Origin of the sequence: Burkholderia sp. Bp9012, assembly GCF_003853825.1 — a bacterium.
GTDB lineage: Bacteria > Pseudomonadota > Gammaproteobacteria > Burkholderiales > Burkholderiaceae > Burkholderia > Burkholderia diffusa.
Map to the genome: position 1 here is coordinate 1 of NZ_QTQA01000042.1, position 13738 is coordinate 13738.

The following is a 13738-nucleotide window of genomic DNA, read 5'->3' on the forward strand; positions in this document are numbered from 1 at the left end:
CTTCGGCCTCGCGCGTTCGTCGAACACGACGCCGGTCGTCGTGATGCGTTTCGAATCGGAGACGCAGGAAGGGCTCGCGCGCATCCAGGCGGACTTCCGCCGCGTGCTGACGGCCGCGAAGCCGGACGTCAAGCTGCCGTTCTGAGCCTGGGCGGCCTGCGGGCCGCCGCCGGCGCGACGATGGTCGAAGGATCGTCGCGCCATTCCCGAAAAGCGGCGCACGCCGACGGCGTGCGGCCGCTTTTTGCCTGTGTGGTCCCCCGGGCGCGATAAAATCGCGTCTTTATGCCTGTCGCCGGCCGTCCGCCGGCGTTTTTTCAGCGTGCAAAAGATTCTGATCGTGCGCGTGTCGTCGCTGGGCGACGTCGTGCACAACATGCCCGTGATCGCCGATATCCGGCGCCGCCACCCCGACGCGCAGATCGACTGGCTCGTCGAGGAGAGCTTCGTCGACCTCGTGCGGCTCGTCGACGGTGTGCGCGACGTGCTGCCGTTCTCGCTGCGCCGCTGGCGCAAGAAGCCGCTCTCGGGTGCGACGTGGCGCGAGATCCGCGCGTTCCGCAAGCGCCTCGCGGCCGAGCAGTACGACCTCGTGATCGACTGCCAGGGTCTCATCAAGACGGCCTGGGTCGCGAGCTGGGCGCGCGGCCCGCTCGCGGGCCTCGGCAACCGCACCGACGGCGCGGGCTACGAATGGCCGGTGCGCTTCTTCTATCGCAAGCGCGTGCCGATCGCACCGCGCACGCACGTGGTCGAACGTTCGCGCCAGCTGGTCGCGGCCGCGCTGGGCGACCCGGCGCCGACGCCGGCGGATCCGGTCGACTTCGGCCTCGATACGCGTGCGGCGGCGCTCGCGGTCGCGGCGCTCGGCCTGAACCTGCCGGTGCCGTACGTGGTGTTCGTGCATGCGACGTCGCGCGCCGACAAGCAGTGGCCGGACGCCGCCTGGATCGAGCTCGGCCAGGCGCTCGTGCGGCGCGGCGCGTCGCTCGTGCTGCCGTGGGGCAACGACGCGGAGCGCGCGACCAGCGAGCGGCTCGCGAAGGAGTTCGGCGCGGCGGCGATCGTGCCGCCGAAACTGTCGCTGCCGGCCGTCGTCGGCCTGATCGACGGCGCAGCCGCGACGGTCGGGGTTGATACAGGTCTGGTTCACATCGCGGCCGCGCTGAAGCGTCCGACGGTCGAACTGTACAATTTCGCGACGGCCTGGCGCACCGGTGGCTACTGGTCGCCGAACGTCGTCAACCTCGGCACGGCGGGGCAGCCGCCGTCGATCTCGCAGGTGAAGGCGGTGCTCGCGGGCTTCGGTCTGCTGTGATGCCCGTCATGCCTGCCCTGCCCGTCACGCACGCGAACCGATCATGAGCGAATCCCAGATCATCGAAGTCCCGTCCGCCGACTGGAGCGGACACAACCTGTCGGCGCCGCGCGAGCAACTGCTCGCCGCGGTCGAGGAAGGCAAGGTGCTGTATTTCCCGCACCTGCGCTTCGCGATCGAAGGCGGCGAGGAAGCGCTGCTCGATCCGGCGCTCGCCGATCCCAAACGCAAGAACATCAGCCTCGCGCCGAACGGCGGTGCGCTCGCCGGCGTGCTCGGCGACAGCGTCACGCAGTCGGCCGTGCGCGCGCTGGTCGCGCGCTTCCAGCAGCAGGCCGGCACGCTCGTCGACGGCCTCTTTCCCGAATATCGCGGCAAGCTGCGCGTCGCGCCGACGAGCCTGCGGCTGATGCAGGTCGAGACGCGCCAGACGTCGTGGCGCAAGGACGACAGCCGGCTGCACGTCGACGCGTTCCCGTCGCGGCCGAACTACGGCGAGCGGATCCTGCGCGTGTTCACGAACGTGAACCCGGCCGGCCAGCCGCGCGTATGGCGCGTCGGCGAGCCGTTCGAGGACGTCGCAAAGCGCTTCCTGCCGAAGATCCGGCCGCAGTTCCCGGGTTCGGCGTGGCTGCTGAACCTGCTGCACGTGACGAAGTCGCCGCGCAGCGCGTACGACCACCTGATGCTGAACCTGCACGACAGCATGAAGGCCGATCTCGACTACCAGAAGACGTGCCCGCAGCAGACGATGCCGTTTCCGCCGGGCAGCGTGTGGATATGTTTCTCGGATCAGACTTCGCACGCTGTGATGTCCGGCCAGTTCATGCTCGAGCAGACCTTCTTCCTGCCGGTCGACGCGATGGTGCGTCGCGAATGCGCGCCGCTCGGGATTCTCGAGCGCCTGCAGGGCAGGGCGCTGGTTTGAGCGCGCACCGCATCCTCCGCGGTGACGGAGTCCGCTCATGCTGAGGGCGATCTATCGCGCGCTGTGGTGGCTCGTTGCACCGATCGCGGTCATCCGGCTCTGCGTGCGCTCGCGCAAGGAGCGCGGCTATCGCGAGCACATCGGCGAGCGCTTCGGCCACGTCGTCGGCCGTTCACCGGACGATCGCGCGCCGCTGATCTGGGTGCATGCGGTGTCGGTCGGCGAGACGCGCGCCGCGCAGCCGCTGATCGACGCGCTGATGCGCGCACGTCCCGACGCGCGCATCCTGCTCACGCACATGACGCCGAGCGGCCGCGCGACCGGCGAGCAGATCTTCGGCGACCGCGTGCTGCGCTGCTACCTGCCGTACGACATGCCGGGCGCGGTGCGGCGCTTCCTGCGCGCATGGCGGCCGACGCTCGGCCTCGTGATGGAAACCGAGGTGTGGCCGACGCTGATCGACGAGTGCCGCCGCGCGGACGTGCCGCTCGTGCTGACCAACGCGCGGATGTCCGCGCGCTCGCATCGGCGCGCGGCGAAGTTCGGCGCGGCGACGCGCGACGTGTTCGGCGGTTTCTCGCGCGTGCTCGCGCAGAGCCCGGCCGACGCGGAGCGGCTGACGTCGCTCGGCGCGCGTAACGTGACGGTGCTGGGCAACCTGAAGTTCGACATGACGACGCCGCCGGAGCTGGCGGCGCGCGGCCACGCATGGCGCGACGCGATCGGCACGCGGCCCGTGTGGGTCGCAGCAAGCACGCGCGAGAACGAAGAGGCGCTGGTGCTGCAGGCATTTGCGGCGATGAAGACGCCCGGTGCGCTGCTGATTCTCGTGCCGCGTCATCCGCAGCGTTTTGCCGAAGTCGAGGCGCTCGTCGCGCGCAACGGATTCAAGTGCGTGCGGCGTTCAGCGTGGGGCGCGGACGCGGCGGCGCTCGCGGCCGGCCGGCCCGCCGCGGCGGAACCGCTGCCGGCCGACGTGACGGTGCTGCTCGGCGATTCGATGGGTGAACTCGGCGCGTACTACGCGGCCAGCGACGTCGCGTTCATCGGCGGCAGCCTGCTGCCGCTCGGCGGGCAGAATCTCATCGAGGCGTGTGCGGTCGGCGTGCCGGTGCTGATCGGCCCGCACGTGTTCAACTTCACGCAGGCGACCGCCGATGCGGTCGCGGCCGGCGCGGCGATGCAGGTCGCGGATCCGCTCGATCTCGCGCATGTGCTCGACGCGCTGTTCGCCGATCACGCGCGCCGTATCGCGATGGGCGCGGCCGGTGCCGCGTTCGCGTCGCGTCATCGCGGCGCGACCGCGCGCTCGGTCGACGTGCTCGCGGCGTTGCTGCCGCCGGTCGAGCGCGGCAGCGGCGCGATGCCCGGCGCAACGGACGCGTCGGAAGCATCCGGCGACTGAGCGGGCGGCGCAAGGCCGCCCCGGGCAGGCGAGGCGGCAGCGGGCCGCCGCGCCGCCGTTCACACCGTCAACAATCCCTTCTTCTCGATGAACGCGACGACGTCCGCGAGGCCTTCGAGCGCCTTCAGGTTCGTCATCACGTAAGGCCGCTCGCCCCGCATCTTCTTCGTGTCCGAGGCCATCACGTCGAGGTTCGCCCCGACGAGCGGCGCGAGATCGGTCTTGTTGATCACGAGCAGGTCGGATTTCGTGATGCCGGGGCCGCCCTTGCGCGGAATCTTCTCGCCGCCGGCGACGTCGATCACGTAGATCGTCAGGTCCGACAACTCGGGGCTGAACGTCGCCGCGAGATTGTCGCCGCCCGACTCGATGAACACGATGTCGGCGTCCGGAAAGCGCGACAGCATCCGGTCGACGGCCTCGAGGTTGATCGACGCATCCTCGCGGATCGCCGTGTGCGGGCAGCCGCCCGTCTCGACGCCCATGATGCGTTCCTCGGGCAGCGCGCCCGCGACCGTCAGCAGGCGCTGGTCTTCCTTCGTATAGATGTCGTTCGTGATCGCGACGAGGTCGTAGCGCTCGCGCATCGCCTTGCACAGCATTTCGAGCAGTGTGGTCTTGCCGGAGCCGACGGGGCCGCCGATGCCGACGCGCAGCGGCGGCAGTTTCTTCGTGCGGCGGGCGGAGGAGGGAGCGGGTGCGTTCATGGTGTGGGTCGGGTTCAGGAGCGGAACAACCGCGAGTACTGGGTTTCGTGCCGCGCGGACAGGATGCCGAGCTGCGGCGCGAACGTGTTGATGGCGTCGGGTGGTGTCGCAAGCGCGCGGCGTACGGCCGCGTCGATCGCGCCGCGCAGCGCGACGATGATGCGCTGGCCCGCGAGCTGGCCGAGCGGCACGGCCTTCAGCGCGGCCGACGTCTGGTTCTCGACCCAGCCGAATGCGTACGCGGCGAGCGTGGCGTCGGCACCGGCGTCGTGCGCGGCGGCCGCGTAGGCGAATGCGGTCGGCAGTGCGACCGGCGACAGCGACGCGAGCGTCGCGCGGCGCGCGGCATCGCCCCATTCGAGCGACGCGCAAAGCTGCCCGAGCGACCAGCCCATCTGCTCGGTCTCGCGGCGTAATTCCGCCGATTCGCGGCTCGCGACGAACCATGCGTTTTCGCGCGCGAGCGCGTCCGCGTCGTGCGCCTGCCAGCGCGCGAGCTGGTGCGCGAGGAACGGCAGCTCGCCGTGCGCGAGCACGTCGGTCAGCCCGCTGGCGATCCAGTCGCGCGCGGTGTCGGCGTCGCGGATCAGGTTCGCGTCGAGCGCGGCTTCGAGTCCCTGCGAATAGCTGTACGCACCGATCGGCAGCGCGGGCGACGCGAGATGCAGCAGCGCGACGAGTTCAGTGGTGGTCATGACCGTGGTGGCCGTGCGAGCAGCCCGGACCATGCTGGTGATCGTGATCGTGCGAGTGGCCGTGGTGTTCGCCGAATACCTGCTGCGCGAGCGCGTAATCCTCGGCGAACGTGGCATCGTGCCCGTGCTTGTGGCCGCCGCCGTACGCACCGGCTTCCGGCTGGAATGGTGCGCTCGCTTCGTCGACCTGCGTGCCGAGCCGGCGCAGCATGTCGGCAAGCACCGGATCGGCTTCGAGCTTCAGATAGCCGTCGCCGATCTCGACCGGCGTGTGACGATTGCCGAGGTGATACGCGGCGCGCATCAGCGTGAGCGGGTCGGCCGCGCGCACGAGCAGCACGGTCTCGGGCGCCGCGGCGATTCGCACGAGCGCGCCGTCGTCGGCGACGAGCACGTCGCCGTCGCGCAGCACGGTGCCGCGCGGCAGCAGGACCGCGACGTCCTCGCCCGTGTCGAGCGTCGCCGCGAGGCGGCTCTTGCAGCGGGCGTCATAGGCGAGCGTGAGCGTCGGCGCACGCGCGACGAGCGACGCGGCGAGCTTCACGTTCGGGGCAATGCGTTTGTCGAGGGTGCGCATGGAGCGAAAACCGGAAATCAGAACAGGAAATAGCGCTGCGCCATCGGCAGCACCGACGCCGGCTCGCAGGTGAGCAGCTGGCCGTCGGCGATCACGTCGTAGGTTTCGGGATCGACGCTGATCGACGGACGCCACGCGTTGTGGATCATGTCGGCCTTCGTCACGTTGCGGCAGTTGCGCACCGGCACGATGCGCTTCGCGAGTCCGTAGCGTTCGGCGATGCCGGCATCGGCGGCCATCTGCGACACGAAGGTCAGCGACGTGCGCGCGAGTGCGCCGCCACGCGTGGCGAACATCTCGCGGTAGTGGACCGGCTGCGGCGTCGGGATCGACGCGTTCGGGTCGCCCATCTGCGCGACCGCGATCATCCCGCCCTTCAGGATCATCGACGGCTTGATCCCGAAGAACGCCGGCTCCCACAGCACGAGGTCGGCCCACTTGCCGGGCTCGATCGAACCGACTTCATGCGCGATCCCGTGCGTGATCGCCGGGTTGATCGTGTATTTCGCGACGTAGCGCTTCGCGCGGAAGTTGTCGTTGCGCGCGTTGTCTTCCGGCAGCGCGCCGCGCTGCACCTTCATCTTGTGCGCGGTCTGCCAGGTGCGGATGATCACTTCGCCGACGCGGCCCATCGCCTGCGAATCGGACGACAGCATCGACAGCGCGCCGAGATCGTGCAGGATGTCCTCGGCCGCGATCGTCTCGCGGCGGATCCGCGATTCGGCGAACGCGAGATCCTCGGCAATCGACGGATCGAGGTGATGGCACACCATCAGCATGTCGAGATGCTCGTCGAGCGTGTTGATCGTGTACGGGCGCGTCGGGTTGGTCGACGACGGCAGCACGTTCGCCTCGCCGCACACCTTCAGGATGTCGGGCGCATGGCCGCCGCCCGCGCCTTCGGTGTGATACGTGTGGATCGTGCGGCCCTTGAACGCGGCGACCGTCGATTCGACGAAGCCGGCTTCGTTCAGCGTGTCGGTGTGGATCGCGACCTGCGTGTCGGTGTCGTCGGCGACGGAAAGGCAGTTGTCGATCGCGGCGGGCGTCGTGCCCCAGTCCTCGTGCAGCTTCAGCCCGATCGCGCCGGCTGCGATCTGTTCGACGAGCGGCTGCGGCAGGCTCGCGTTGCCCTTGCCGAGAAAGCCGAGGTTGATCGGCCAGCCGTCGGCGGCCTGCAGCATCCGCTCCATGTGCCACGGGCCCGGCGTGCAGGTCGTCGCATTGGTGCCGGTGGCCGGCCCCGTGCCGCCGCCGAGCATCGTCGTGACACCCGACGCGAGCGCCTCGTCGATCTGCTGCGGGCTGATGAAGTGAATGTGCGTGTCGATGCCGCCCGCGGTCACGATCAGCCCTTCGCCGGCGATCACTTCGGTCGCCGCGCCAATGGCGATCGTCACGCCCGGCTGGATGTCCGGATTGCCGGCCTTGCCGATCGCGGCGATGCGGCCGTGCTTGATCGCGATGTCGGCCTTCACGATGCCCCAATGATCGAGGATCACCGCGTTCGTGATGACCGTGTCGGGCACGTCGGCGGCCACGCGCTGCGACTGGCCCATGCCGTCGCGGATCACCTTCCCGCCGCCGAATTTCACTTCCTCGCCGTAGGTCGTGAAGTCGCGTTCGATCTCGATCAGCAGTTCGGTATCGGCGAGCCGCACGCGGTCGCCCGTCGTCGGCCCGAACATTTCCGCGTATGCGCGGCGGCTCAAGCGTAATGTCATGTGCTGTTCCTGAAGAGCGGGGCGCGGCTTACAGCGGCCCCATCACCTTGCCCTGAAAACCGTAGACGGCGCGTTCGCCGGCCAGCTCGACCAGCTCGACGGTGCGCGTCTGGCCCGGCTCGAAGCGCACGGCGGTGCCGGCTGCGATGTTGAGCCGGAAGCCGCGCGCGGCCGTGCGGTCGAACGACAGCGCGTCGTTGACTTCGAAGAAGTGGTAGTGCGAGCCGACCTGTACAGGGCGGTCGCCGGTGTTCGCGACGACGAGCGAGCGCGTCGCGCGGCCCGCGTTCAGTTCGTGCTCGCCGTCGTCGGTGAGGATTTCGCCGGGGATCATGCGTGCTACCTCGGTCACGGAATCGGGTGGTGGACGGTGACGAGCTTGGTGCCGTCGGGGAAGGTCGCCTCGACCTGGATGTCGGGGATCATCTCCGGCACGCCTTCCATCACGTCGTCGCGCGTGAGCAGCGTCGTGCCGTAGTGCATCACCTCGGCGACGGTCTTGCCGTCGCGCGCGGCTTCCATCAACGCGGCGGTGATGAACGCGACCGCTTCCGGATAGTTGAGCTTCAGCCCGCGCGCGCGGCGGCGCTCGGCCAGCAGCGCCGCCGTGAAGATCAGCAGCTTGTCCTTTTCTCGGGGAGTCAGTTTCATGAAGGCAATCGTTCAGGAAAACGTAATTTTTATCGGTGCGCGGGGTTCCGGCCGGGGCGCGGGTCATCGTAGCACCGCGCCGTTTTTCGTGCGTCGTGTAGCCGTTATGTAAGCAGCAAGGCGCGTGCCATGTCGATGGAACGCGTCTCGATGCGCGATCGTGGTGCGCGATGCATGAATCGTGGGCAGGGTAGGCGGCGCGGCTGCGCCGAAACGGTGCGTGCCGGGCCGAGCGCTCAGGTCTGCCAGAGGCGCAGCGGCCGTGCGTCGACGCCGTGCACGAGCGGCCGCAGGTAAAGCCAGCAGTCGGCGAAGTGACGCTGCAGTGCTTCCATCGACGTCGATACCGCGCGCACCAGCACGATGCCCGGCGTCACGCAGGTCGCGCCCGCGCGCAGTGTGTCGTCGAACGGCATCCGCACGGCGAGCGCTTCGGCGAGCGCGGTATCGCACGCGGCGCCAGCCGCCCACAGCGTGCCGTACACGGGAAAGCCGGCGAGACCCTGCAGTGCGCCGCGCAGCGGATCGTGCGCGTCGAGCAGCGCGCGCTCGGTCCATAGCGGCCGTCCATCGGCATCGACGAGTGCCGAACCCGATGCGATGCGGCCCGCCGACCACGTTTCGCCGGCCGCCTGCCGGCCGAGCTGCGTCGCGTCCCAGCCGATCGCGCTCGCGCCGGCGCCGAGCGTTACCGTGAAGTCGAGCGCGGCGTGGGCCGCGTCGAAGAACAGATTGTTTTGCGGCAGCCAGTCGAGCTTCGCGTGCTCGCCGACCGTGATGCCGATGCGCTGCGTCGCGTCGAGCCCGTTCGACTTGTACCACTTGGTCGCGCCGGGTGTCGTCAGCACCGCGTGCGTGCCGTCGCCGAGCGTGATGTCGATGTCGAGTCGGTCGCCGCCCGCGACGCCGCCCGGCGGGTGAACGATGACCGCGTGACAGATCGCGTCGCCCTCCGGATACAGCGGCCGCTGGACGCGCAACGGGCCGTCGTGCAGCCGGTGGACGAGCGTCGTGCGCGCGCCGTGCCGTTCGAAGCCGAGTTCGAGACGGCCGCGCCACGACTTGGCGACGGCGGGGCGGGACAGCGGGGCGTGGGAGTCGAGGGCGGACATCGGCGGCAAGCGGGAAACGACGGAAACGGGCGCGAAGAACGTGGATGCTACCGGAACAATAATGCAGATGCCGCGTTCGTTGGAAGCGCGGCGTGCGGCCGCACCGCGAACCGGCCGCCCGTGCGCGCTGCCGTGCCGCCGCTCACACCGCGATCAGTTCGCGCACACCGTTCGTTTCCATGTCGCGCGCATCGCCGCCCGCGATGACCTCGCCGCGGCTCATCACCCAGTAATGGTCCGCGATCGAGCGCGCGAAGTCGTAATACTGCTCGACGAGCAGCACGGTCATTTTCGATTCGTCGACGAGCTGGCGCAGCGTGCGGCCGATGTCCTGGATGATCGACGGCTGGATGCCCTCGGTCGGCTCGTCGAGGATCAGCAGCTGCGGCTCGCTCATCAGCGCGCGGCCGATCGCGAGCTGCTGCTGCTGGCCGCCCGACAGGTCGCCGCCGCGTCGCACCCGCATGTCCTTCAGTACCGGGAACAGGTCGTAGATGCGGTCGGGCACTTTCGACGGCGCCTTGCGGCTCGCCGCGCCGACGAGCAGGTTTTCCTCGACGGTCAGCCGCGGAAAGATGTCGCGGCCCTGCGGCACGTACGCTAGCCCGGCCGCGACGCGCGCATACGGCGGCAGCGCGCCGAGCGCCGTGCCGCGCCACGACACACTGCCACTTTTCGCGGCGACCACGCCCATCAGGCAGCGCAGCAGCGTGCTCTTGCCGACGCCGTTGCGGCCGAGCAGCACGGTGAGCTTGCCGTCGTCGGCGGCCAGCGTCACGTTGCGCAGGATATGGCTGCCGCCGTAGTACTGGTTCAGTGCGTCGATCTTCAGCATTGGATTACCGTCCGAGGTAGGACTCGATCACCGCGTCGTCGCGCTTGACCTGGTCGAGCGTGCCTTGCGCGAGCACCGCGCCTTCGGCCATCACCGTTACGCGGCCCGTGTCGCCCGCGAGCGCCGCGACGAATTCCATGTCGTGTTCGACGACCATCATCGAGCAGGTGCCGCGCAGCGTGTTCAGCAGCTTCGCGAGTTCCATCGTCTCGTGGTCGGTCATCCCGGCGGCCGGCTCGTCGAGCAGCAACAGAGCCGGGCGCTGCATCAGCAGCATGCCGATCTCGAGCCGCTGCTTCTGACCGTGCGACAGCTCGCCGGCCGCGCGATACGCGTCGCTTTCGAGGCCGATCAGCGCGAGCGTCTCCTCGATCTTCGCCTGTGCGGCGCGATCGAGCCGCGCGCGCAGCGACGCGAGCCAGCCCTTGTCGGTCTGCATCGCCAGTTCGAGGTTTTCCCACACCGGATGCTGTTCGAACACGGTCGGCTTCTGGAACTTGCGGCCGATCCCCGCACGTGCGATCTCGGGTTCGTTCATCCTCGCGAGGTCGATGGTCTGGCCGAGAAAAACCTTGCCCGCATCGGGTCGCGTTTTGCCGGTGATCACGTCCATCATCGTCGTCTTGCCCGCGCCGTTCGGGCCGATCACGCAGCGCAGTTCGCCCGCGTCGATCGCAAGCGACAGCTTGTTCAACGCGCGAAAGCCGTCGAAGCTCACCTCGATGTCCTCGAGGTAGAGGATCGTGCCGTGCGACGTGTCGATGCCGGGCGGCACCACGCGGCCCATCGATGCGGTGCCGCTGACGGCCAGCAGCTCGTCCTCGGCCGGTGGCGTGAACTGGTAGAGGGCCGTGCCGTTCATGCGCGTTTCCCCTTTGCGAGCAGCGTGTCCACGAGGCCCATGATGCCGCGCGGCAGCAAGAGCGGCACGAGCACGAAGATCAGCCCGAGAAAGAACAGCCAGTATTCGGCGAAGTACGCGGTGAAGAGGCTCTTCGCGCCGTTCACCGCGAAAGCGCCGACGATCGGACCGATCAGCGTCCCGCGCCCGCCCACCGCGACCCAGATCGCCATTTCGATCGAGTTGCCGGGCGACATCTCGCCGGGGTTGATGATGCCGACCTGCGGCACGTACAACGCGCCCGCGATACCGCACAGCACGGCCGACAGCGTCCATACGAACAGTTTGTACGCGAGCGGGCTGTAACCGAGGAACATCAGCCGCGTCTCGCCGTCGCGCACCGCGGTGACCACGCGTCCGAGCTTGCTGGTGACGATCGCGCGCGCGGCGATGAACGCGAGTACGAGCGTCGCGAAGGTCAGCAGCAACAGCACCGTGCGCGTGCCGGGCGACGTGACGGAGAAGCCTGCGATGCGCTTGAAGTCGGTGAAGCCGTTGTTGCCGCCGAAGCCCGTCTCGTTGCGAAAGAACAGCAGCATCGCGGCGAACGTCAGCGCTTGCGTGATGATCGACAGGTAGACGCCCTTCACGCGCGAGCGGAACGTGAAGAAGCCGAACACCCATGCGAGCACGGCCGGCACGAGCACGACCAGCGCGAGCGCCCACGCGAGATGCTGCGTGCCGCTCCAGTACCAGGGCAGCTGATGCCAGTCGAGGAACACCATGAAGTCGGGCAGGTCGCTGCCGTACTTGCCGTCGCGGCCGATCTCGCGCATCAGGTACATGCCGATCGCATAACCGCCGAGCGCGAAGAACAGGCCATGGCCGAGGCTCAGGATTCCGCAGTAGCCCCACACGAGATCGAGCGCGAGCGCGGCGATCGCGTAGCACATCAGCTTGCCGGCGAGCGTCATCGCATACGCTGACAGGTGGAACGCGCTCGACTCGGGCGCGACCAGCGCGGCGAGCGGCACGCCGACGCCGATCGCGACGCACAGCGCGACGAGGGCAAGCCATGCGCGGCGCGACAGCAGCGCGGGGCGGGGCGGCAGGCGGAGCGCGAAACCGTCCTCGGCACGCGCGGTTGCGGCGGGCTTCGGCGCGCCGGCGACCGGATTCGACAACGAATCGGTGATTGAAGTCATGTCAGGCCTCCGCGCTGCGTCCCTTCGGGGCGAACATGCCCTGCGGACGTTTCTGGATGAACAGCACGATCATCACGAGCACCGCGATCTTCGCGAGCACTGCGCCCCAGAACGGCTCGATCGCCTTGCTGACGAGGCCGAGCCCGAAGCCGCCGAGCACGGTGCCGGCGATCTGGCCGACGCCGCCGAGCACGACCGCCATGAACGAATCGATGATGTAGTTTTGCCCGAGGTCCGGGCCCACGTTGCCGATCTGCGACAGCGCGCACCCGCCGAGGCCCGCGATGCCCGCGCCGAACGCGAACGCATACGCGTCGACGCGCGCGGTCTTCACGCCGACGCACGCGGCCATCCGGCGGTTCTGCGTGACCGCGCGCACGAACAGGCCGAGCCGGGTCTTCGTCAGCACGCCCCAGGCGACGCACACGACCGCGAGCGCGAACGCGAGGATCGCGAGCCGGTTGTACGGCAGGATCAGGTTCTGCATCACGGTCACGCCGCCGCTCATCCACGACGGGTTCACGACCTGCACGTTCTGCGCGCCGAACAGCATGCGCGTGGCCTGGATCAGGATCAGGCTCACGCCGAACGTCGCGAGTAGCGTCTCGAGCGGGCGGCCGTACAGGTGCCGCAGCACGAGCCGCTCGAGCACGATGCCCACCAGCGCCGCCGCCGCGAACGACACCGGCACCGCAACGAGCGGATACCAGTCGAACGCGGCCGGCGCATAGCGCTGGATCAGCGTCTGCACGACATAGGTTGCGTACGCACCGATCATCAGGAATTCGCCGTGCGCCATGTTGATCACGCCGATCAGCCCGTACGTGATCGCGAGGCCGAGCGCCGCGAGCAGCAGCACGCTGCCGAGCGACAGGCCCGCGAACACGGTGCCCACGATCTCGCCGCGGCGCTGCAGCGTGTGCAATGCATCGAGTCCTTGCTGCGCGGCTTCGCGCACGCGCGCGTCCGGTTCCGCATGGCTGCCGTCGGCGTTCTGCGCGACGAGCGGGCGCAATTGCTCGATCATGTCGAGATCGTGGCGCGCGGCCACCACCTGCACGGCTTCGAGACGCTTCGCCGGATCGGCGTCGTGCAGCGCGGCGATCGCCCACAGTGCGTCGAGACGGCGTTTCAATGCCGGATCGGTTTCCTTGGCGCGGGCGCGCTCGATCATCGGCTTGAGCGCCGGGTCGGGCGACTTCAGCAGCGCGTCGATCGCGTCGCGACGCGCGGCGACATCCGGCGACGCGAGAGCGAGACCCGACAGCGCGCCCGCGATCTTCGTGCGCAGCAGGTTGTTCAGCATCACGGGCTGCGCGTCGCCGGCCGGCGTCGCGGCCTGCGTGAGCGCGTCGTGCGCGGTGTCGCCGGTCTGGATCAGCAGGTGTCCGTCGCCGGTCGCGAGCGCGTCGCCGGTCGACAGCGCATTGAGCAACGCGACGGCGCGCGGATCGGCATCGGCGGCGAGATGTTCGATCGCGGCCGTTTTCGCGTCGAAGTCGTCGCCGGCAAGCGCGGCGGTATCGGCCGCCGTCAGGGCGAACGCGGCGTGCGGCAGCGCGCCCGTCAGCGCGGCACAGGCGACGACCGCGACGGCGGCGCGGCGAAAGCGTGTAGGCATCGAGAAATCCTGTCGGGCGTGGGAAAGCGAATGCGTGCGGCGGTGCGCGAGCGGCGCGTTACCGCAATCGCGGCGGCGCGCCTGCGCCGGCCTGCGAACGGAGCGCCACGCCGGTGCGC

At 69.3% G+C, this 13738-nt stretch carries 14 protein-coding genes and 1 pseudogene; 4 read left to right on the forward strand and 11 right to left on the reverse strand.

Features of this window, described 5'->3' with window-relative positions:
• From DIE11_RS33705 to waaA, 4 genes and pseudogenes are all read left to right on the forward strand, one after another.
• A pseudogene (locus tag DIE11_RS33705) lies at nt 1-145 on the forward strand (phosphomannomutase/phosphoglucomutase); the annotation flags it as partial.
• Nucleotides 146-322: 177 nt separating this feature from the next.
• Nucleotides 323-1318 carry a lipopolysaccharide heptosyltransferase I gene (waaC, locus tag DIE11_RS33710; protein ID WP_059605585.1) on the forward strand — a complete coding sequence of 332 codons (996 nt, stop codon included), beginning with the start codon at nt 323-325 and terminating at the stop codon, nt 1316-1318.
• Nucleotides 1319-1361: 43 nt separating this feature from the next.
• Nucleotides 1362-2246: a Kdo hydroxylase family protein gene (locus DIE11_RS33715; protein ID WP_059605588.1), complete on the forward strand. Its 885-nt coding sequence runs from the start codon at nt 1362-1364 to the stop codon at nt 2244-2246.
• A gap of 37 nt (nt 2247-2283) precedes the next feature.
• Nucleotides 2284-3651, forward strand: a complete 1368-nt coding sequence (gene waaA, locus DIE11_RS33720) for a lipid IV(A) 3-deoxy-D-manno-octulosonic acid transferase (RefSeq protein WP_124629643.1) — start codon at nt 2284-2286, stop codon at nt 3649-3651.
• 59 nt (nt 3652-3710) lie between these two features.
• Here the strand turns inward: waaA and ureG are convergent, their stop codons facing one another.
• The 11 genes from ureG to urtB form a co-directional block, all read right to left on the reverse strand.
• Nucleotides 3711-4358 carry an urease accessory protein UreG gene (gene ureG, locus DIE11_RS33725; RefSeq protein ID WP_059605594.1) on the reverse strand — a complete coding sequence of 216 codons (648 nt, stop codon included), beginning with the start codon at nt 4356-4358 and terminating at the stop codon, nt 3711-3713.
• Between the two features lie 14 nt (nt 4359-4372).
• Entirely contained in the window at nt 4373-5053 is a 681-nt protein-coding gene (locus DIE11_RS33730) for an urease accessory protein UreF (protein WP_124629644.1), read from the reverse strand.
• Nucleotides 5040-5630 (reverse strand): urease accessory protein UreE, encoded by a 591-nt coding sequence (ureE, locus tag DIE11_RS33735; RefSeq protein ID WP_124629645.1) that lies wholly within the window; start codon nt 5628-5630, stop codon nt 5040-5042. The genes DIE11_RS33730 and ureE overlap by 14 nt, the downstream gene beginning before the upstream one ends.
• A 17-nt stretch (nt 5631-5647) precedes the next feature.
• Nucleotides 5648-7354, reverse strand: coding sequence for an urease subunit alpha (ureC, locus tag DIE11_RS33740; protein ID WP_124629646.1), 1707 nt, complete (start codon nt 7352-7354; stop codon nt 5648-5650).
• A gap of 28 nt (nt 7355-7382) precedes the next feature.
• Nucleotides 7383-7688 (reverse strand): urease subunit beta, encoded by a 306-nt coding sequence (locus DIE11_RS33745; RefSeq protein ID WP_124629647.1) that lies wholly within the window; start codon nt 7686-7688, stop codon nt 7383-7385.
• 14 nt (nt 7689-7702) lie between these two features.
• Entirely contained in the window at nt 7703-8005 is a 303-nt protein-coding gene (ureA, locus tag DIE11_RS33750; protein ID WP_006048588.1) for an urease subunit gamma, read from the reverse strand.
• A 236-nt stretch (nt 8006-8241) separates the two neighbouring features.
• Nucleotides 8242-9117, reverse strand: a complete 876-nt coding sequence (locus DIE11_RS33755; protein ID WP_124629648.1) for an urease accessory protein UreD — start codon at nt 9115-9117, stop codon at nt 8242-8244.
• Between the two features lie 142 nt (nt 9118-9259).
• Complete coding sequence (gene urtE, locus DIE11_RS33760) at nt 9260-9952, reverse strand: urea ABC transporter ATP-binding subunit UrtE (protein WP_124629649.1); 693 nt, start codon at nt 9950-9952, stop codon at nt 9260-9262.
• Nucleotides 9953-9956: 4 nt separating this feature from the next.
• Nucleotides 9957-10814 carry an urea ABC transporter ATP-binding protein UrtD gene (urtD, locus tag DIE11_RS33765; protein ID WP_059509652.1) on the reverse strand — a complete coding sequence of 286 codons (858 nt, stop codon included), beginning with the start codon at nt 10812-10814 and terminating at the stop codon, nt 9957-9959.
• Nucleotides 10811-11998, reverse strand: a complete 1188-nt coding sequence (urtC, locus tag DIE11_RS33770) for an urea ABC transporter permease subunit UrtC (RefSeq protein ID WP_124629650.1) — start codon at nt 11996-11998, stop codon at nt 10811-10813. Before urtC ends, urtD begins: the two co-directional genes overlap by 4 nt.
• Before the next feature lies 1 nt (nt 11999).
• Complete coding sequence (gene urtB, locus DIE11_RS33775; protein ID WP_059680823.1) at nt 12000-13619, reverse strand: urea ABC transporter permease subunit UrtB; 1620 nt, start codon at nt 13617-13619, stop codon at nt 12000-12002.
• Between the last annotated feature and the right edge of the window lie 119 nt (nt 13620-13738).

Coding starts and splice junctions, on each gene's coding strand:
- waaA (WP_124629643.1), top strand. CDS start 2,284: ATGCTGAGGGCGATCTATCGCGCGCTGTGGTGGCTCGTTGCACCGATC.
- ureA (WP_006048588.1), bottom strand. CDS start 8,005: ATGAAACTGACTCCCCGAGAAAAGGACAAGCTGCTGATCTTCACGGCG.
- ureE (WP_124629645.1), bottom strand. CDS start 5,630: ATGCGCACCCTCGACAAACGCATTGCCCCGAACGTGAAGCTCGCCGCG.
- urtC (WP_124629650.1), bottom strand. CDS start 11,998: ATGACTTCAATCACCGATTCGTTGTCGAATCCGGTCGCCGGCGCGCCG.
- DIE11_RS33745 (WP_124629647.1), bottom strand. CDS start 7,688: ATGATCCCCGGCGAAATCCTCACCGACGACGGCGAGCACGAACTGAAC.
- DIE11_RS33730 (WP_124629644.1), bottom strand. CDS start 5,053: ATGACCACCACTGAACTCGTCGCGCTGCTGCATCTCGCGTCGCCCGCG.
- DIE11_RS33715 (WP_059605588.1), top strand. CDS start 1,362: ATGAGCGAATCCCAGATCATCGAAGTCCCGTCCGCCGACTGGAGCGGA.
- ureC (WP_124629646.1), bottom strand. CDS start 7,354: ATGACATTACGCTTGAGCCGCCGCGCATACGCGGAAATGTTCGGGCCG.
- ureG (WP_059605594.1), bottom strand. CDS start 4,358: ATGAACGCACCCGCTCCCTCCTCCGCCCGCCGCACGAAGAAACTGCCG.
- urtE (WP_124629649.1), bottom strand. CDS start 9,952: ATGCTGAAGATCGACGCACTGAACCAGTACTACGGCGGCAGCCATATC.
- urtD (WP_059509652.1), bottom strand. CDS start 10,814: ATGAACGGCACGGCCCTCTACCAGTTCACGCCACCGGCCGAGGACGAG.
- urtB (WP_059680823.1), bottom strand. CDS start 13,619: ATGCCTACACGCTTTCGCCGCGCCGCCGTCGCGGTCGTCGCCTGTGCC.
- DIE11_RS33755 (WP_124629648.1), bottom strand. CDS start 9,117: ATGTCCGCCCTCGACTCCCACGCCCCGCTGTCCCGCCCCGCCGTCGCC.